Consider the following 19,386-nt stretch of genomic DNA (forward strand, 5'->3'; position numbering starts at 1 on the left):
ATTTTAAACTGCATCTAAAAAAGGAATCCCATGTAATCAGCATCTCAATATGCTGATTACATGGGATTCCTTTTTTTATAACCGTTTTTGGATCTTTGCGTCAACCTTTTTTGATCTATAAATTAATGAAGGGAGATTGGCACAGCTGGTAAAGAAGATGAATTACAACAGAACTTTCAGTTGAATTCTTAGTAATTTCCTTGAATCACTAATTTCTTGTTGGCCGTGACATACCGACCGTTACTCAGTTGATATCGGGTTGTTAAGTTACGTTTAACAATCTTTTTAACAGTTAATCGAGTACTCTTTTTATAATGCTTAATCTTTTTAGTTAAGTTAAGATTTCGGTAAGCATTAATACCTTTTTTGGCAATCACAGTGATCTTTTTATTCTTTGGCATGGTTCTGTAATAAACATTGACGACGTATCTTTGATTAGCGGTAATATACCCAACTTTGTTAGCGGTTTTCTTACCGTAGTTAACGTCACGAACCTTGTAACGAAGTGCGCCATTATTAGATCGAGCATAACCAATAACTACAAACATTGGGCGATTGGTTCGTTTAGTCTTAGGATACGAAGCAATTCGCTGTGATTTTTTGAAAGTTGCGTTCTTGTACATGTAGATCGGCTTTATAGCATAAACGGCAGCACCCTTAACTGCAGCCGTATCTGGAACAGTGGCGTGTATACTGCTGGTTGAAGTTGATGTGTTATCAGAGGTGGATGTTGATGAATTGGAACTTCCATTTTGACTGCTTGATGTGGTATTTGTGGTTGCTGATGGTGTGGATGCACCACCACCGTTTGATGAGCTTCCAGGAATTATTACGTGAATAATCTTTTTTATTGTTCGAGTTTCTTTATTTGAATAAGTAAATTTGAGAGTGTACGTTACATCAAAAGAACCGGCATAGCTGGTGTTTAATGTTCCATCAGCATTCAATGGTCGCGAACTTTCAATTGTTAGATCCGGTTTTTCATTAGCAGGAAATGCCTTTTGCTCCATGGCTTCTGGATTCCAGATGGTTACATTGCTCTTTGGGTCCCATTTTGCACCCTGTGAAAGTGTGAGTTGGTCTTGGTCATTAATGCCTTTAACATCAATTACCTTAATAAGTTGAAGATTGATGCCGCCAATTCCGTCTTTATTCATCCATTGACTACCACCGCTATTAGCAGTTGTCGCAGCTTCACCAGAGTAATTCCATGCATAACGTTGCAGGAAACTCCCATTAGAAACAGGGACACCATAGCCATTGTTTTGAATAGTTTGAATCCAATCATTTCCATTAGCGTCTTTTAGTTTAGGAAAGTTAACATACATGTAACCGCCGCTAAATAAGTAAGGGAAATCGTTATTTGTTGCGTTATAGGAGGCATCAAAGTTATTTATAACAATGTCTTCAGGTTTAATAATTGGCATCAAATTCTGAATGTCAGCAGCTCGATAATAATTAGTGCCACTTCGATAAGTTACTAGATATCGATTCTTACCGTTTATGCCAAATTGATTATTAGCGTTTGTGCCTTGGGCGAATCGAAAAATAGCGTTGTGGTAGCCCCAGTTTTGATCAACAGTGGATAATTCAAAAGTAGGATCTGACCCGGACGCTCCATTGAAGCTAACTGTGTTAGGATTTTCTAATTTTAATGGAATATCTAGCTGATAATAGCTACCTCTATTTAGAGTTCCTTGAACTCTAATTGCTCGAAGGTTTTCCCAATCGGTAGCAGTCCAGGATTTAGTTCCTTCTTCAGAGGTGTAATTCATATCTTTATCAGCGTATGTTGTAGTCAAACCAGAGGACGTACTGCCCTCTGTGGGGGTAACAGTACCATTCCCCCGGTACACGACAACGGGAGAAGTGGCAGTTGTTGAAATGTTTCTCGGATAAAATAATGGTAACCCGAACGAAACAAAAAGCGGCATTGGGTCCTTTGAATCGTTTTCTATCCTAATATGTTCATATAGGGATGAAGGATTCTTTTTGTAACTGTCCAAGTTAAGGATAGAGCTAGTGGTGCCGTTTGCTTTTGAACCTACATAATTTGATTTTTTGTCATCTAAACTAATCCAAGAAGTAAATTTCTGGTTAGTGTCACCATTTGAATTTGTAACAAAATCCCTTTGTGGCGTTACCCCATTATAAACGCTTGGAACGCTTGTATCTGCTGAATCGCTGGCTGCACTTGCGTTAATTGCAACAATTCCAGTTACAAGAAAAGTTATTGAGAATAAAGCCAACTTAAACACGTTCAAAAATCTTTGGTGAATTTTTACATCCATAAATTAATCACTCCTCATATTTTTTATCCCTCAAAGTTATTTTACATCAAATGAATAAGACATTACATATAAGTAAGCATAAAATTCTCTTTCATTTTTAAATGAACATTAAAATGATAAATTATTGTTGCAATTGGTGTAATTCTGGATAACTCAAGTGGGGCATTGATCTTAGTTTTTTTGAAAATTAATTAGCCCGAAATGTAATGAATTTTGTATTTTAAAGTTATATTATTCTCAAAGTGATATAAATTATATAATCTTTAAAACATATTGCTTGAGCTTAATTGACATCAAGACTACACTTATATGCGTAGAGGATCATTTGAACGCCAATTCTGATTAATTAATAGTTAATTTACTTGACCCTCACCAAGTTAATGGCCATTGATTAACCCGAAAATCAGTCTAATGGGTAAGTTTGATTGAATTAAATAGAATTGGGGTCTTTTATGGAAAATCGTCATTATTTTCACGTTGTTGCTAAGGCTAAAAAGCGGGTTGTCTGGTTATCCGTGGTTGGTCTAATGGCTGGCCTGGCGATTGGCACGTCGGTCGCTGCCGAAAGTTCACCAAGTGATCAAGGTGATGCTCAAGCAAGTCGTTCGTTAGTCCCAACACCACCATCAGTTAAATCACCGACAGCTGGTCAAACTACTCAGCCAGCTGTTAAAGCAGACGGCATGTTGGAGATTAAATGGGGCACTTGTCCACTTAGCCTGAAAGATGGGATTTTAACCATTCATGCTGGTGAAATGGCTCCCAGGACCTGGGATGATCCAGGGAATCCACTCAACTCATTGCTTTGGAGCGGCTGGGTAACGGGCATCCATGTTGAAAAGGGCGTTATTTTACCAGCTGATGCTTCTTATTTGTTTGGTGGCTTGCCGGTTTCGTCAATTATCTTTAATGAAGGAATTGACACGTCTCGAGTTACCAACATGACTGAGATGTTTGCTTATGATCCAAAATTAGTCTCATTGGATTTAGGCCATTTTAATACTCGTCAAGTCACGACAATGTACTTGATGTTTTTTGGCGATTCTTCGTTGACGTCACTTAACGTTTCAAGTTTCGAGACGCAAAACGTCAAGAAAACGGCATTGATGTTTGCTGGGGATACTAAATTAGAATCCTTGGATCTAAGCCATTTTGACACCCGTCAAGCGGCTGCTGAAGATCGGGGGACTTACGGAATGCTGGGATTCACCACCCAAACACTTGAAAGCTTGTGGAAAGTAAAAGTTGGTCCCAACACGGTCATTAGCAACAAGCGCCCAATCGGTGTCTTAGGAATTCCGGGATTGGTCAATGCGCCGGGAAGTTCAACCCCCGGCCGGGAGCATCCGTTTACCGATGCAGCTTTTCCGGGTGCAACTTTTAAGAACAATGGGCCAAAGTGGCAGGAAGCTGGTACCAGTCAAGATGGTCATAATCCAACGGGACCGCTTCTAAGTGCCAAGAAATTGAATGCTTATTTGGCCAAGCCTCGTGATAAGTCCGAAACTTGGGTTTGGCAACAACTGCCCGCTCAAACGCAATCTTTATTAATTCACTACGTTGATGCCGATGGGAAAACACTTGCCCCGGACTACGAAGGCTATGGTTATCAAGGTGGCACTTATGACGTATCTGCGGCTCACTACCGGCCTGAAATCAACGGCTATACTTGGAACGGCAAGTTGCCCGACAACTACCAAGGCACTTACGCCGATCACCCCGTCGTTGTTAAATACGTCTATGATAAAAAGCCGGTAACACCGGAAAAACCGGGTGGCGGTTCATCCGGGAGCTCTCAAACGGGGACTTCGACGACTGGTTCAAGTATCATTAAACCCGGTACACCAGCAACACCAGGTAACAATGGTGGTAATAATGGGAGTAATGGTAACGGCAGTCATTCGCCTACCGATACTACCAGTCGCGTTAAGATCGTGCGCAAAGTGGTTTATGCGGTGAGAGCGATTCATCTGTACCGCAGCGCTAATTTCGAGAGGTCACAGCGCCTGGCTTCGTATTCACGAGTTAAACGAACCGAGCGGCCGATGTTTATCGTCTTGGGTTATCGACGGTCGACCGGTGGTGCGCTCCGTTTTCAGGTTCGAGATATTAACCATGGTAAACATACGGCAGGGAAAGTTGGTTACATCACTGCCAGTCACCGATACGTGGTGAATGCTTATTATCAATCGTTGCCAAAGACACGCCGGCTCACCGTTATTTCACCAAAGGGAGTTCATGCTTATCGAAGTCGAAATTTGACCGGTCGAAGCAGATCCTACAAACGAGGCACTCGGCTAAAAGTTAAGAGATTGCTTAAGCATAATTTGACCACCCGATATCAGCTGACTAACGGGTATTATGTCACGGCTAATAAGAAATTGGTGATTCAAAAAAATTAGTGAACGATTGACCATTTAATTGATCGCATTTTTGATTTATTGCACAAAAAGCCAAGCAGTTGAGAATGAACTCGACTGTTTGGCTTTTTGTGACTTTTAGCATTGTCTGGTAACAGACAGTAGTTGGCAATCAACTAACCAACTGAATAACTTTAACCTCGTGAACTTAAAAGCACTTTGATCGACATTGAAATTATTCTTGATGGTTGAGTGGTGTGCCGGGATCCCGATCGTAATCCAGCTTTTGGGTGATCTTTTCCGGAATTGGGAGAACCGGATCAATGACTGGATTATTGTGATAAACTTTTTGGTATTTTGACCGGAAGGCGCTTGGGGTAACACCGGTCATTTTCTTGAATTGCTTCATAAACAGCTTTTCATCCGAAAAGTAGGCAGAGGTGCTGATTTCTTTAACTGAGAGGTTGGTTCTGATTAACAACGCCTGGGCAGTTTGAATTTTCAAGTAAATCATATAGTGCTTGGGAGACATCCCGACGTACTTTTTAAATAATCGTGAAACGTACTGCTGATTCAATTCGGTTTCGTCCGCAATTTCCTTTAAGGTTGGCGAACGAAAAATATTTGTCCGAATCCATTCCTTTAATTGACTGACCAAAGCACTGTTCTTATCCTCTTTGGCAGTTTGACTAACCGAATTTGCCAACTGTGTCAAAATCAGGGTCATGAATAAGTTTTGTTGGTTTTGGGCAAAGGGCTGCGACCTATCGACCGTTAACAATTGGTGGGTGAGGATCAATAAATCGCTAAGATCGGTTAAATGGTAACTCATGTTCAATGAGATTATGTCACCATGGTGCTTTTCTTTACCATTATTTGGTGAATCTTTAGTTTTGAGGGTTGGTTTATCGGGAATTAAAAAGTGCAGCCAACAGAATTCCACCGCTTGTGAAGAAGGAACGGTGCCCTTCATAGTTGTATAGGGTGGGACAATTAAGACGTCATTAGCGTTTAAAACCATTGTCTGAGAACCAATGATTAAATTAATTGGCCCGCGAATGCAGATGATCAATTCATAATCACCGTGATGATACCGAACCTTGTGTTTCCATCCCGGATCGGCAGAAAAGTTGCCACCGACCATAAACCAAACGGCTTCATTACTGTCAAAAGTCAGCTGCTTCACAATGATCGCCTCCAATCTAGCAAGCCTTAACATTCAATATAAAAAGTCCACCAAATATCTTATTTCATTCACCTAAACGATTGGGTCACTTTAAAAGGGATACTTTATATGCCTATTTTGGCAGTGCTTTTTAGGACCATTTCTTTCAACTTTTAGTTTAGCATTATTTTTTTGAAAGCGTCATCTAAATTATCCTTTTTTGACACCATTTATGTTTTTTATGAGGTTTAAAGTTTTTGATGAAACCGCTATCATTATAAGTGTAATCGAAGGAAACGACTGAAACTTAAAAAACAAATTGTTTCAGTCTTGTTAGAAAGAAAGTTCTTAAAATGCCGTTATGATATCATGATTTGCTGAGCTTTGATTATGACAATTATTCAATAAAGAAAGCGTGAGTTTTATGGATCAATTAACAAAGTTGTCAATTAATGATGTTCAAATCACATCGAAATTTTGGAAACACTACCGCGACTTGATTGCCGAGGATTCGGTGCCCTTCCAATGGGATATGATTAACGACAAGGGTAAAATGGATGTCACCAATGCCAAGGCAGCCGGTGGCGCAGCTGATCACAGTGGCGCCATCGAAAACCTTAAGATCGCTGCCGGTCGGGCTAAAGGACATCACTTTGGTTATCCTTTCCAAGATACGGATGTTTATAAGTGGTTGGAAACCGTTGCCTATGTCTTGAAATATCACTTTGATCAAAAAATGAAGGATGAAGCCGACTGGACGGTTGACCTCATCGCTGACGCCCAGGATGATGACGGTTACCTGTCAACCTATTTCCAGATTGATGCGCCGCAACGTAAATTTAAGCGACTCCAGCAGTCCCACGAATTATATTCGATGGGTCATTACATTGAAGCCGGCGTTGCCTACTATGAATCAACCGGTAGTCAAAAAGCTTTGGAAATTGCTGAAAAGATGGCCGGCTGCATTGATCGACATTTTGGACCGGAAGATGGAAAAATCCATGGTTACGATGGGCATCCGGAAATCGAACTGGCCTTGTCTAAACTTTATGAAGTCACCAAGAACAAGACCTATTTAAATCTGGCCAAATACTTCATCACTGAACGAGGCCGTGATTTGAATTTCTTCAAACGTCAAAATGAAGCTGACGGAATTGATAATGACTTCTTCCCAGATTTGCGCACGATTGGTGATCGGTATTATTTTGCTGACAAACCAATTACTGAACAGAAGGATGCTCATGGTCACGCCGTTCGGGTCTTGTATTTCTGCACCGGCTTGGCTCACGTTGCCCGTGTTGAACACGATGACAAGTTGTTAAAAGCTGCCAAAACGATTTGGCAAGATATCGTTAAGCGCCAAATGTACATTACGGGAAATGTTGGCCAAACCGCAACCGGTGAAGCTTTCACGTACGATTACGATTTGCCAAATGAGACGGATTATGGCGAGACTTGTGCCTCAGTATCAATGGTCTTCTTTAACAAACAGATGCTGGCCGACCAATTTGCAGGCCAGTTTGGTGATGTGATTGAAAAAGAAATTTTCAACGGTGCCTTAAGCGGGATTGCTTTGGATGGTAAGCACTACTTCTACGCTAATCCTTTGGAAGCCGATCCGCTGGCAAGCAAGTTAAATCCGGGTAAACAGCACATCTCACTACGCCGCTCATCCTGGTTTGCCTGCGCTTGCTGCCCGGCTAATATCACACGCCTGATTGCTTCACTTGATCAATACCTGTATGAAATTCACGATAACGTCATTTTATCTCATCAATTCATCGCAAATGACGCCCACTTCAACGATGGGATTGAAGTTAAGCAGGATGGCAACTTCCCATGGGACGGCCACATTGATTATGCCATTGAGAATCCTAAGATGGATCAGTTTACATTTGGTATTCGGATTCCTAACTGGAGTCTTGATCAATATACCGTCAAGGTAAACGGCCAAGCAGTTGATAAGCAGCTGGATAATCACATCCTCTACTTGCCAATTAGTGCTAAATCAACCAAAATTTCGCTTGAGTTGAATATGAATGTTCATTTAGTTCGAGCAAATACTAAGGTAAGCGCCGATATGATGAAGGTTGCTGTTCAACGTGGTCCGATCGTTTACTGCGTTGAAGGTGTCGATAACGAAGAACCTCTCTGGCGCTATGTTTTGGGACAAAAGCCATCCTTTAAGTACCAATATCAAGCCCACTTGCTTAATGGTGTTGGCACGTTAACCACGGATGATGTTTACCGAATCGAAGATGATCCTGACGATAGTTTGTACACGTTTGATCGACCAAAAGGAGCTCAAAAGAGTCATTTGCAGTTCATTCCATACTATGCTTGGGCTAACCGGGCTGAGAAGCAAATGACGGTTTGGCTGCATCAAAACGAAATTTAAATGCTGTGAGTAAGAATTGATGTTAAAAAGACTTTGAAAGCCCGGTTATTTTGGGCATTTGATGCTGATGATGGTTGGCTTGAATGGACCTGTGATGGGCAAGCTTGTTGTTTATGGGGTTATGGGCGGTCTAAATTAACCGGGCTAATTTAAAGGTTCCGTGAAACTGATGAATGTGAGACGCCGTCAGTTTTGCGGAACCTTTTTGGATTGTATTGATTACTTAAAGTAAATGGCCTCGTGCAGCGCACATTTTGGATTGAAAGGGTGGTGGCAAAATGGGCATGCACCCAGTTTGTATTGGTTAAAGGTGAGTGTTTTTCGACAAACGCCGCAGATAACAGGCGCGTCCTCCTTGTCGCAAGGTACGAAGTGGTGATCCATCAATTCGTCGTGACACTGATAGCAGGCAAAATATTGTTGACATTGGGCGCATTTGAGACCGGCGATGTCGTTTTCTGAGTGATAGTGGCGACAGCGGCCGGCTTGATCGGTTTCGATGCCATGAATGGTGGGCATAGTTGGGCCTCCTTGATGAGCTAACGTAGTAACGAAAATTTTAATTGATCATGCTGGCTTGTCTCTAGCTTTAAATGATTATTCGCGTAACTTCTTCCTTAAAGCGTCTGCCAACACTTTGCTAAAATTGATTCCACGCTCCATTGCCTCTTCATTTAAATCAGCAGGAATAGTCGTATTCTTTTTAACAGTCGCCACCTTGATTTCTTTTTTAGCAGCTTCTAAATCCGCGGTAATCATAACAACATAATCGCCTTTTTTAGGAAGTGAAACGTCTTTAATTATACTTGCCTTAGGTAGGTTTCTGCGATTAGCCAACACTAACCCTAAGACTTCATTCGCTGAATATACGGCTTCTTTTTCATCACGACCATACACGACCATATGTGATTGCTTCTGGTATATCTGGAAATGTTACATTAATGGCACTTCCATCCGGTTCAGGATTAAAAATGGCGGGATAAATTACAATTCGTTTTTTTGACATTTCAATTTTCCTTTCTTATTCCACTATGAATTAAAAGATACGCTAAAGCGGCGAGAGGTCTTTGATCGAACCAGTTCGACGCTATGAATGGTGGGCATGGTTGAACCTTCTTGATAAGCTAACCTAGTAATGAGAGTTTTGTGGAAAATGTTTAAAAAGCGATTAAAGAGTAGCTGCTTTACAATAAAAGATTATAGATAGCATGAAGGATCATGGTGCTGTAAATGCTCTTGCTTTTTAGGTATACGACAGCCAAAATCATTCCAATACCAGTTCTCAAAATGATCCCCTATAGTTCAGCTTGACTAAACAATGAAGCTTGCGTGAAGTTCCAGTGAGCGATGCCGAATAGGAAGCTCGAGAGGATAATGGCAACAATCGTTGAATGGCATAAGTTGGTGAGTATCCGTAACAGGCTCTTTCGAAAGACTAGCTCTTCGACAATTGGCACGAGTATTGATCCAAAAAACAGTGCGATAACGGGATGCAATAAATATAAATTGCTTACCACGTGGTCATTTGCATTCTGAATCATTGAAAAAGGGTTGTTATAAACTCCATCCCAAAGGATCATTGAAATAAATCCGATTAAGACAGCCCCTCCGAAAAGCAATTTTCTATGATTGAGTTGTTGCCAATCCGTTTTAAGCTCAGTTCTTAGCAAAAAAATCACAATCACGGCTTCAATCAGTTCAGCGGAGATCCCCCAAAGAAATTTTTGACTTGGTGAATTGAGCAATCCAAATTTGGACATGTACAGATTACTGTATTGAAAAATTAAGAAGACTAAAATAGCAGCCCAATAAGTGCGATATGGTTTGAAACCAGAATTAATTTTATCCAAGAAATGATGCTCCCAGTTTTGTATTATGCTTTTTGTTATACACTTCTTTTGATCCAATTGGAATTTGCCATGTATAATTAATTAGGTGCTAAAAGAGTCGATAAAGGCTATCGTTGAAGACAATGGTAGTTTGCTATGATTAATAAGATAGAATGGAGGTGTTACCATCGCCAAAACAGTCATCAAATTAATTCAAGAAAACTACACGATTCGTGGTGAAAAATTTAAAATCACTGCCAAAGCCCGTTTTGATGCGGAAAGTGGTGAACAGCTATTTGATGAATCACTTGATAACCTGGCAATTCAACAGGCGTTCAATGTTTATCGTGAAAAGCATCATCATATAATGCCAGCGGAGATTACAAGCTTGCGGCAAAAACTTGGACTAACACGAAACGATTTTGCATCACTGTTTCATTGGAGCTTAACAAAGCTTGCAATTTATGAAGCGGGCGCATTGCTTTCTGAAGAGGACAATGGTCTGTTAAAAGTACTCGCAGCATTAACTGACAGATGAATCGTACCATTTTTTTGGCTCAGGGTGAAGATGAACATGATCTGATTTTTGCTTATTAACTTAAGACTCAGTCAGAAAATCGTTTATTTATTTTTCAAACCTTGCTGAATTGTTTTTGTAGATTCGATATGATATTATAAACACATGAAAAAGAGAGTACCGGATGGCACTCCGATGCTCTCAATCGTGAGTTGGATACTGGGAAATCGGCTAACCTACTTGGTTAGTCATTTTTGATTTCATGGTAGGCTTTGGCTAACAAAAGTATGCCATAGCACAAACCGATAAAATCGGCTACCCAAGGGTCCATCCCGACTTCTCCAGGTCTTTCCAATTCGGATACCCGCCACCTCCGTTTGTCGTAAGTTTTTGAAAAGAGTGGTGGTGTATCCGGTACTCACTTGGCCAAAAGGTCCGGGAGCAACTCCATCGCTTTTAACCATGTTGTTATTATACAGTTGCTAGCAAGCACGAGCAACCAAAATTATTAATATATGTTGGAATTAAATGCCAGTTTATTTATTAGCAAGAATCTACAACCCTAGTGTAACTAAGCTGTTAGCCTAGCGATCCCAAGGTTGTTTCTATTATGATTATTTTAGGTTGAGTAGGAAGACTATTGTTAAAGGCCGTCCGCATTCAACTTGTATATAAAAGTTGTTCCTGCATAATTAATACAATAAAAGGAACCAAATCAGTTTTTCCAAGCCGATTTGGTTCCTTTTGTTGTTGTGGCGAAATTTCTTTCAGCTCTTGTTATGGCGTCAACCTTTGAGACTATTCAGGTTTTATCCAAAAATGCCATCAGATCAACCAAGCTCTGTTGAATGGCCTGCAACCAATCGGTGGGCGTCAAAGCTTCACCTTGCCAACTGGAAACTGACAGGCGAATTTCATTTGGCAGAATCCCATAGTAAACGCCATAGCCATGGGCTGAAGTTGGCGCAAAGGTCAGCCCCTGAATCACCGGGAAGGGAATTGAGGTCGTTGAAAGATAATCGGTACGTAGTTTCGCTAATTGTGGGCTGGTGAACAACGCTTTCGCTACCAGCAATTTTTCCGGATCCTTGTGGTAAACAGTTTCCAATCCCAACAAGTGGCGTTCAACGCCCAAACCTTTTTGAGCGTCGCTGATTCGTTGAACGTGAGCTTTTGCGGCTTCTTCAAATAATTGACGAACTTGATCGGCCGGCTGGTTGGCAGCAAATGCCAAAACGAAGCGCTTCTTTTCCGTACTCAAACTACGGGCATTTTCAGTTCGACCCTGGTAGAATTGCCGCATGGAAACCGGTTCGTAAATACTGTGCCAACTGTGAGTCAGCCGATACATCGCTAACGCCAATGCGATGTGGAAAAAGGCATCCGGACTGACGTGATGGCCTTTGAGTTGGGCTTTGCCAAACTGATTGAAGACAGCGGTGCCAACATCAATTCGATCCGCAATTGCTTGAGTGGCGGCTTGATCAGCTTTCAGTTGGTTGGCAAGTGTTGGTGTGATAGAAAATTCTGTGGCAGGGACAGATACTTTTTCAATAGTTACTGGTGGGTCGGTTAACCCGGCCATGGCTTCACTGATTAAATTCAGTGCCGGGACGCCGTCGACGCGACTGTGCTCAATCGCAAAGCCAACCTGGTTGTCACTGTAGACGATCACTTGAAGCGTCTTATCCACAAACCGATTATAAGTGTCCAACAACGTTTCCTTAAGATGACCAGCTTGATCGGTTGGGGCAGCCACCAAACTCAGTGAAAACAGCGCGTCAGCTACCTTCGCCCACAGCTGTTGATTTGGCGATGTGGCCAACAGATCGGTGAGCTGCTGGGCCGCAGTGTCACGCTCAAGACCTGTCAAGGCGCCAGGGAAGACATCGTTAGTTGGCTGATCGGCCAAAATGCCAGCCAATTCAGCTGCCAACGTTGAAGTTGCAATCAGCTCACCGTTTTGGTCGGTGACAGGTAAAAAGTAGAGGGCCTGATGTGCCATGATAGCGACCGTTTGATTGGCAATCTCCGGAACACCTTGATGAAAATGGTCCTGATTGACTTCGGCCAAGCGCATGGATTTAAAGAAATTCAAGTAATAGCTCATATCCATTGGTTGGTCGTTTCGAAAGTGTTCGACGGGTGCTTGACCGGTCGCAAAGTCACGGTAAACTTTGGTTAATCGGGTGATGATTTCAGCCGCCAAGTGAGCGGGGGCTGTTTTCTCAGGAATCTCATCAGGGCTGACCGTAAAGGCAAAGTTAGCCGATGCCTGCAGTGGCTGACGGTCAGTCAGATAGCTGGTTTCCCAGATTGGGGCCAGCCAGCTGCCATCCGTTCGATTAGCCAATTCCAGGAGTTGCTGCTGAAGAATCGGCCCATCGGTTTCGTTAAATTGAGTCACCAGTTTTTGAAAATCGGCTAATTCGCCTGCGGTCAGTAATGGCGTGATCCAATCCACCAATCGGGTTAGGGTGGCACTCAATTCCGGTACTGGTAAAGCGGGGAGTTGTGATTTTAAATCGGTCGTGTATTTGGTTTGAATCATCGTCACTCACTCCTTTTTACGGTCAAATGCTTCATAAACGATCCACGAGATTAGGGTAATGAACAAAATAATGAGAATTGAGGTGATGAGGTTGGCGACGATCGACTGGTTGGCCAAACTTTTATCTAAAGGAAAGTTTTCCTTAGGGACCAATTTCGATACGAGTAAGATGAGCATTGGCATCATGATTCCTTCTTTCCGTCAGCTAACTTGTCAATGAGTTTCTGATTTTTCTCGGCGGCGGTTAAGAGATTTTTACTGTAATCCAAATTCATTTGACGATACATCCCCGAAATTGAAAGCAACACGAAGAACATGAATGGAATTCCAATGATCACCCCAACGGCCTTAACGCCATCCAACGTGCCGGTGGCAATGTTGGAAAAAGCAATCATTGTGGTCAAGACTGACCAGAGCACAATCCGGTTGCGGGGTGCATTTTCCGGTCCATTACTGGTAATGATACTCAGTGAAATCATCCCGGACGTCGTAGCAGTTGCCAGAAAGACGATTACCAGAATCAGGAAGATGGGTCCGGTAATCGCAAAGCCCGGCAGTTCTTTTAAGACCATGATGAAGGACAGATAGACATTTTCCGGGTTATTGGCAATGAAGTGAATGATTTTGCCATCGCCGAAGAAGGCGTTCCAAAAGCCGTTGCCGGCAAAGACACTGAACCACAGAATCAGGAAGAAAGTTGGCACTAAGATTGACATGGTCACAATCTGGCGAATCGTTCGACCTTTGGAAATTCGGGCAATGAAGATTCCCAGGAACGGCGTCCACGAGAACCACCAAATCATAATCGTGTTTGGCCAGGAATTAAACCAGGATTGATCGGAGAATGGGAAGGTCGTGAAACCAACCGAGAAAACGTCAAGAAAGGCGTGGCGAATATTGAGGGTAACCAACCGCATGATTAAGGTTGAATTAGTGATTAGAAAAACGTAGATCATTAAAATGACAGCGACAATTGTGTTGAGTTTCCCTAAAGTGGCCATGCCCTTTTGAATTGGTAAAATGGCTGCCAACGTGTAAATAACAAACATAATCAGTAGTAACGCGATCGATCCGGTATCCGAAGAGATATTGAAGCCACTAACCGACTTGACTGCGTTTTGAATTTGAAAAATCCCAATGGCAATGTGGGCCGCAATCGTCAGGGCTGCTGCACCAGCTGCCACGATATTGGCTAGGACGGCCACACTGACCGCCCAATGCTTATCCGAAAAACCGGCGGCAATCGGTTCACCAGGTAGGAATTTTTTGCCCTTGTAATAAGCAAAGTAGCCAATGACCAGGCCGGCCATCGTGTAAATGGCCCAAGCCGGCAAGCCCCAGATGAACATACTATATTTCATGCCGTTCTCAGCTGCTTGAGCCGGTGAGATGCCAGACGAGATGCCGACCGGTGATTGTAAATAGTGAACGAGGGGTTCCGCTACCCCAAAATTAACAATCCCAATTCCGATGCCGGCTGTAAACAGCGTGCCGATCCAGGCAAAGGTACTCATTTCCGGCTTGGTATCAGCTTGACCAAGCTTAATTTTGCCAAATTTACTGAAGGCCAGATAGAAACTGATGACTAGTAGGATCACGGGTAATGGCATGGTAAACCAGCTAAACGTTGAGTTGTATTGCCCCAACAACGACCACAGTGCTGCGGTCATGCCGGTTGGGCTGACAACTGCCCAAATTGAAAAGATACCAGTAAAAATAATCGAAGCCCAAAAAAGAAAATTTTTTCTTTGGATGAAGGTTTTCATTAAATTCACCCCAAACTTGAATTAATTGAGTGACGAAGAAGTATATGAAAGCGCTTTCTAAATATTACGTACTTAGTTTACCGGGTGTTTTAAAAATTATCAAGCATTTAAATGCTAGTTTGAGATTATTTTAGGGACCATAAGGCACGAATAGTGGTCTTTCCTTAGTTTAATAAGGACTTTGCGAGCATTATTTTTTGGATATAATAAATAACCAATTATTGAATTCTTACTTGATAGTCGTATCAAATTTATGGTAAAACAAAACCGTCTTGATAACCACTTGGTAATTATCAAGGCGGCTAGCTGGTTAGACCTATACATAAATAATTGCCAGTCCCCGCGGTCCAACGTGGGTCATGATAGTGGGGCTGGTTAATTCATTAATGATTTCCAAGTCAGGGCGGGCTTGCTTCAAAAGTTGTTGCATTTTTTCTATCGGCTTACGGGTACCTCTATTTTCACTGGACAAAGTTAGCTGCAATTTTAGCTTGATAAGAAGTAGATGAATAGTAGCAAGCTTGTTACTGCTTGAAATGAAAGATCACCTTAAAGGTTAATAACTTGTGTACGAATAAATAAAGAAGCATTATAATAGTTAACAGTAGGGTGGTAATTTTAAATTGGGAGGCAAACTTAAATGCACAGTGTTTTAAACGTTGCACGATATGTGGTTGAACATTGTCCAGATCTAACTGCGATGAAACTGGAAAAGTTGGTTTACTATTGCCAATCGTGGGCGTTAGTGTGGGATGGTAAGCCACTCTTTAAAGAAGATTTTGAAGCATGGGCTAATGGACCGGTTTGTCCAGCTTTGTACAAGACGCACATTCACCAGTTTTCTATCTCAAATGATTTTTTGAAAGATTATCAAGGGGATTTTGATGAAGATGAATTAGAGACGATGAATGCCGTGATTAAGTTCTATGGGAACAAAAATGCCATATATTTAAGCGAATTAACACATAAGGAAAGACCATGGAAAGAAACACGGGGGGACTTGCCCTTGGGATCCAGATCTAACAAAGTGATTCCTGAGCTTTTGATGCAAGACTATTACGGTGGCCTATAATGAGTAAAAAACGGGCTGTCTCAGAGGTGTTAACACCATTGGGACAGCCCTTCAATTTTATACATAAATAATTGCCAGTCCCCGTGGTCCAACGTGGGTCATGATAGTGGGGCTGGTTAATTCATTAACGATTTCCAGGTCAGGGCGGGCTTGCTTCAACGTGGCTTCAATGGCATCCGTATCGGCGTGGCTATCGACGTAGGAAAGGCCAACTCGACTAACTTTGGGGTTGGCGACAATTTGATCGACAACCTGCTTGAGTAGTTTTCGCATGCCCTTTTCACCCCGGGCTTTATGGGCAACTTCCAGTTTACCGTCGGCCATCACCAATTGAAGTTTTAGCTTGACCAGGGATGAAATGAACCCAACCGCTCGATTGGCTCGGCCACCCTTAACTAAATAATCCAGACTGTTGACAAAGCAGTTCAGCGAAATTTGTGGTAGATAAGCTTTTAACTGGGTCGTGATATCGTCAATTCCCAAACCGGTTTTAACCAATTCAGCTGCTTTTAAGACGACAAATCCCAAGCCGCGATCGGTTAAGCCACTGTCGATGACCGAAATGGGCGCTTGAATTTGATCGGCGGCCATCTGGGCGGCTTGGGCCGTGCCACTCAAAACAGAGCCGATGTGAATTGAAATGATCGCGTCCCCAGGCTTAATAATCGCCTGATAAGCTTCCAAAAAGCGGCCAACGGATGGCTGACTGGTCTTTGGGAAGACCGTATCGGCTTGGGTATCCAAACGACGAGAGAATTCAGCTCGGCTAATATCAACGCGGTCACGATAGTGTTGACCTTCAAATGAGACTTCCAATGGCACAATTGTAATCTGATTTTCCTGGATTTCCTGCTCGGTTAATTGAGCAGTTGAATCCGTGACAATATGGATCATGTGTGAGACCCCTTTTTAAATTAATGTACTTCCTAAATAGTAGGGGAAAACCGGCTAAGATTCAAGCTGTGATCACAATAATTGTGTCGTTTGAATGCCGAAAATAAGATGGTTGTACGATGCGGGTTAAAAATTACCCATGCAAAGGGTTTAGTTGACCCTTCACTAATAGGTAACTTATGAAATTAACGTTTGTTAAATAATTTGGCCACTATAGTTAACAATTTGTTTAAGAACGTAAATTTTTGGTATATTTTAACGGCTTAGGTCCCGTAAAATGGTTCTGGGGATTAAAATGATTCTAACAAGTTAGTTGGTTAAAACTAACAGTCGAGGTGAATACTTTAAATGATCACAAAACGCAATAAACGACTCATTGCTTGGACCATGGCCATTGGTGCGATTGTTGTGATTCTGGTACTGGGGATGTTCATGTATCTATCAAAAAACTCGCTTGATCGGCCCACCAGCCAGCAAAAGACTACCGCTACCAATCACTCGACCACTCCGGTCCTGTTTGTTCATGGTTGGGGTGCCGGTTTGCATTCGCAAATGCCGTTGGCCAAAAAGGCCATTCGCCAAGGAGTGGCTCAAAAAGGGTTGTACGTCTATGTCGGGCCATCTGGTCAGGTCGTCATGTACGGTCACTTACCGCGGCATCCGAAAAAGTCACCGGAAATTTTGGTTAAGTTTCCAAACGCTTATATGGGTGAATTCAAAGAGGCGGCTGCCCTTCACAAAGTTTTAATCATGCTAAAACGTCATTATCACGTGACCCAGTATAACGCCATTGGTCATTCCATGGGGGCGTATGCTTTAACGATTCAAAGTGAGCGGGATGGTAATTCGCCACAGCTGCCCCGGGTGAATAAATTGGTTTTAATTGCTGGTCCATACGATGGCATTTTAAATCGGCATAAGTGGGATCAGCCAACCAGTGGGGCGTTGAGTCGGCTTTGGGATGATCGCGCCGGCCAAAACCATCTGTTACGCAATGGCCAACCTAAAATTAAGCACCCAGAATATCAGCTATTAATGAAGCATCGGCGTCAATTTCCTCGTCAAGCCCATATTCTCAATATTTATGGCAATGTCGAGAACGGCACCAACTCTGACGGCACGGTCACCGTCACTTCAGCATTATCGCTGGGGTCGATTCTAAAAGATCAAGTGGCCAGCTATCAGGTGCGGGGCTTTCATGGTCGCTTGGCCAAACATCCATACTTGGAAAGCAAAAATCATCGCGTTCAACAAACGATCATCAATTACCTTTGGGGCGCCAAGTAACGTTAACAGTTAGTTGATTTAGCTATTTGCCGATAACGGCTGACTATGGTTAATAATCAATTGGCTCATGAACATCACAAAGGTTAACACAATCGTGATGATTAGAATCAGCGTCCACGATTGCGTGACACTTTGAATGGCACCATAAAGAATCGGGCCAACCGCCGCGATGACGTAACCAAATGACTGGGCAAAGCCGGAAAGGGTGGCCGTTTCAAAGACATTACTGGTCTTGATTTGAAAGTAAACGATACAAATGGCAAACGCGCCACCGGAAGCCGCACCCATAATGATTGAAGAACCGGCGTTTAAAATAAAATTGTCGCCGCCTAATAGGACGCCCAAAGCGCCCAAGGCAAAGCCTAACATGATCCCCCAAGTTAAATAGGTGGGACCATGTTTTTTCATGCCAACAATTGGCGTGATCAACGTGATTGGCATCCCGCTAATCTGAAAGAGGGTGGCTAAGTTACTGGCAGCAATCGTTGAGAAGCCGGCGGCGTGCCACAGGGATGGTAACCAGGTTAACAGAGAATAATAAAGTAGGGATTGAATTCCAAAGACCAGTGCGATCAGCCAAGATAGTTTGGCTCGCCAAATCTTGATGTGGTGGTGTTGAACCGACTGATTGGCCTTTCGATCAGCTAATGTCCAGAAAGCCAACCCCCAGACCAGAAATCCCAAGAGGCCGACTGTCGAAAAAACGTTAATTGTTTTGGACAGACCAATTTTAGTGCCCAATAGCCCGGATAAGCCGGTCCCAAGTGAAGCGATTAGCCCCATTGAAACAGTATAGAGGCTGGTCATGACCCCAATCTTAGTGGGAAAGCGATCTTTAATGATGGCTGGCAGTAACACATTCCCACCGGCAATACCGGCACCAATTAGGCAGGTCCCGGCCATTAACGCCAGCGTGTTGGGAATCACCCGTAAATAACTGCCAAGCATCAACACAAATGCTGATAGCAGTAAGCTCCACTCATTTCCCTTAAGGTTACCCAACCTGGCAATTAACGGTGAGATGATGGCAAACATTAATAATGGAATCGTGGTTAGCAAGCCGGCAAAGTTGGTTGATAAATTAAGTGTCGCTTTGAGTTCCGGTAAAAGCGGCGGAATCATGGTGATTGGCAGCCGTAAATTAGCACCAATCAAAAAAATCCCCAGCGTCAGTAACGCTGTTCGCCGCGGTCGATTTAACATAAATACCCCTCCAAATAAAAACAATCTAATAACCATGGTATCATTGGAAAATC

Annotated in this window: 12 protein-coding genes and 1 pseudogene; 4 read left to right on the plus strand and 9 right to left on the minus strand. The window is 42.6% G+C overall.

Going from position 1 to position 19,386, the window contains the following annotated elements:
* Positions 1-188: 188 nt before the first annotated feature.
* Entirely contained in the window at positions 189-2,291 is a 2,103-nt protein-coding gene (locus ED605_RS14680; RefSeq protein WP_191981340.1) for a DUF5776 domain-containing protein, read from the minus strand.
* A 452-nt stretch (positions 2,292-2,743) separates the two neighbouring features.
* Between ED605_RS14680 and ED605_RS04430 the strand changes: the two genes are divergently transcribed.
* Positions 2,744-4,693 carry a DUF5776 domain-containing protein gene (locus ED605_RS04430; protein WP_121977676.1) on the plus strand — a complete coding sequence of 650 codons (1,950 nt, stop codon included), beginning with the start codon at positions 2,744-2,746 and terminating at the stop codon, positions 4,691-4,693.
* A 193-nt stretch (positions 4,694-4,886) separates the two neighbouring features.
* On the opposite strand, the gene ED605_RS04435 is transcribed toward ED605_RS04430, so the two are convergent.
* On the minus strand, positions 4,887-5,837 hold the full coding sequence (locus ED605_RS04435; RefSeq protein ID WP_121977677.1) for a helix-turn-helix domain-containing protein: 951 nt from the start codon (positions 5,835-5,837) through the stop codon (positions 4,887-4,889).
* A 403-nt stretch (positions 5,838-6,240) separates the two neighbouring features.
* Here ED605_RS04435 and ED605_RS04440 point away from each other — a divergent pair, with 403 nt between their 5' ends.
* Positions 6,241-8,214 (plus strand): glycoside hydrolase family 127 protein, encoded by a 1,974-nt coding sequence (locus ED605_RS04440; RefSeq protein ID WP_121977678.1) that lies wholly within the window; start codon positions 6,241-6,243, stop codon positions 8,212-8,214.
* A gap of 219 nt (positions 8,215-8,433) precedes the next feature.
* Here ED605_RS04440 and ED605_RS04445 read toward each other — a convergent pair whose 3' ends face one another.
* The 5 genes and pseudogenes from ED605_RS04445 to ED605_RS04475 form a co-directional block, all read right to left on the minus strand.
* The gene (locus ED605_RS04445) at positions 8,434-8,733 is read right to left on the minus strand and encodes a CHY zinc finger protein (RefSeq protein WP_121977679.1); all 300 of its coding nucleotides are present in this window, start codon (positions 8,731-8,733) and stop codon (positions 8,434-8,436) included.
* Between the two features lie 78 nt (positions 8,734-8,811).
* Complete coding sequence (locus ED605_RS04450) at positions 8,812-9,117, minus strand: type II toxin-antitoxin system CcdA family antitoxin (protein WP_121977680.1); 306 nt, start codon at positions 9,115-9,117, stop codon at positions 8,812-8,814.
* A gap of 281 nt (positions 9,118-9,398) precedes the next feature.
* Positions 9,399-9,974 (minus strand): annotated as a pseudogene (locus ED605_RS14930) (CPBP family intramembrane glutamic endopeptidase).
* Between the two features lie 1,388 nt (positions 9,975-11,362).
* Positions 11,363-13,111, minus strand: coding sequence for a choline/carnitine O-acyltransferase (locus tag ED605_RS04470; protein ID WP_121977684.1), 1,749 nt, complete (start codon positions 13,109-13,111; stop codon positions 11,363-11,365).
* Positions 13,112-13,293: 182 nt separating this feature from the next.
* A complete protein-coding gene (locus ED605_RS04475; protein WP_121977685.1) occupies positions 13,294-14,877 on the minus strand; it encodes a BCCT family transporter in 1,584 nt (527 codons plus the stop codon).
* 640 nt (positions 14,878-15,517) lie between these two features.
* Between ED605_RS04475 and ED605_RS04485 the strand changes: the two genes are divergently transcribed.
* Entirely contained in the window at positions 15,518-15,949 is a 432-nt protein-coding gene (locus ED605_RS04485) for a Panacea domain-containing protein (protein WP_121977687.1), read from the plus strand.
* A gap of 57 nt (positions 15,950-16,006) precedes the next feature.
* Here ED605_RS04485 and ED605_RS04490 read toward each other — a convergent pair whose 3' ends face one another.
* Entirely contained in the window at positions 16,007-16,843 is an 837-nt protein-coding gene (locus ED605_RS04490) for a DegV family protein (RefSeq protein ID WP_121977688.1), read from the minus strand.
* Between the two features lie 348 nt (positions 16,844-17,191).
* Here ED605_RS04490 and ED605_RS04495 point away from each other — a divergent pair, with 348 nt between their 5' ends.
* On the plus strand, positions 17,192-18,130 hold the full coding sequence (locus tag ED605_RS04495) for an alpha/beta hydrolase (RefSeq protein ID WP_121977689.1): 939 nt from the start codon (positions 17,192-17,194) through the stop codon (positions 18,128-18,130).
* Between the two features lie 18 nt (positions 18,131-18,148).
* On the opposite strand, the gene ED605_RS04500 is transcribed toward ED605_RS04495, so the two are convergent.
* Positions 18,149-19,333, minus strand: a complete 1,185-nt coding sequence (locus ED605_RS04500) for an MFS transporter (protein ID WP_121977690.1) — start codon at positions 19,331-19,333, stop codon at positions 18,149-18,151.
* Positions 19,334-19,386 lie beyond the last annotated feature (53 nt).

The sequence above is a fragment of the Lentilactobacillus raoultii genome (genome assembly GCF_900411375.1).
In the GTDB taxonomy this organism is placed as follows: domain Bacteria; phylum Bacillota; class Bacilli; order Lactobacillales; family Lactobacillaceae; genus Lentilactobacillus; species Lentilactobacillus raoultii.

Coding starts and splice junctions, on each gene's coding strand:
- ED605_RS14680 (WP_191981340.1), bottom strand. CDS start 2,291: ATGGATGTAAAAATTCACCAAAGATTTTTGAACGTGTTTAAGTTGGCT.
- ED605_RS04430 (WP_121977676.1), top strand. CDS start 2,744: ATGGAAAATCGTCATTATTTTCACGTTGTTGCTAAGGCTAAAAAGCGG.
- ED605_RS04440 (WP_121977678.1), top strand. CDS start 6,241: ATGGATCAATTAACAAAGTTGTCAATTAATGATGTTCAAATCACATCG.
- ED605_RS04445 (WP_121977679.1), bottom strand. CDS start 8,733: ATGCCCACCATTCATGGCATCGAAACCGATCAAGCCGGCCGCTGTCGC.
- ED605_RS04450 (WP_121977680.1), bottom strand. CDS start 9,117: ATGGTCGTGTATGGTCGTGATGAAAAAGAAGCCGTATATTCAGCGAAT.
- ED605_RS04470 (WP_121977684.1), bottom strand. CDS start 13,111: ATGATTCAAACCAAATACACGACCGATTTAAAATCACAACTCCCCGCT.
- ED605_RS04475 (WP_121977685.1), bottom strand. CDS start 14,877: ATGAAAACCTTCATCCAAAGAAAAAATTTTCTTTTTTGGGCTTCGATT.
- ED605_RS04485 (WP_121977687.1), top strand. CDS start 15,518: ATGCACAGTGTTTTAAACGTTGCACGATATGTGGTTGAACATTGTCCA.
- ED605_RS04490 (WP_121977688.1), bottom strand. CDS start 16,843: ATGATCCATATTGTCACGGATTCAACTGCTCAATTAACCGAGCAGGAA.
- ED605_RS04495 (WP_121977689.1), top strand. CDS start 17,192: ATGATCACAAAACGCAATAAACGACTCATTGCTTGGACCATGGCCATT.
- ED605_RS04500 (WP_121977690.1), bottom strand. CDS start 19,333: ATGTTAAATCGACCGCGGCGAACAGCGTTACTGACGCTGGGGATTTTT.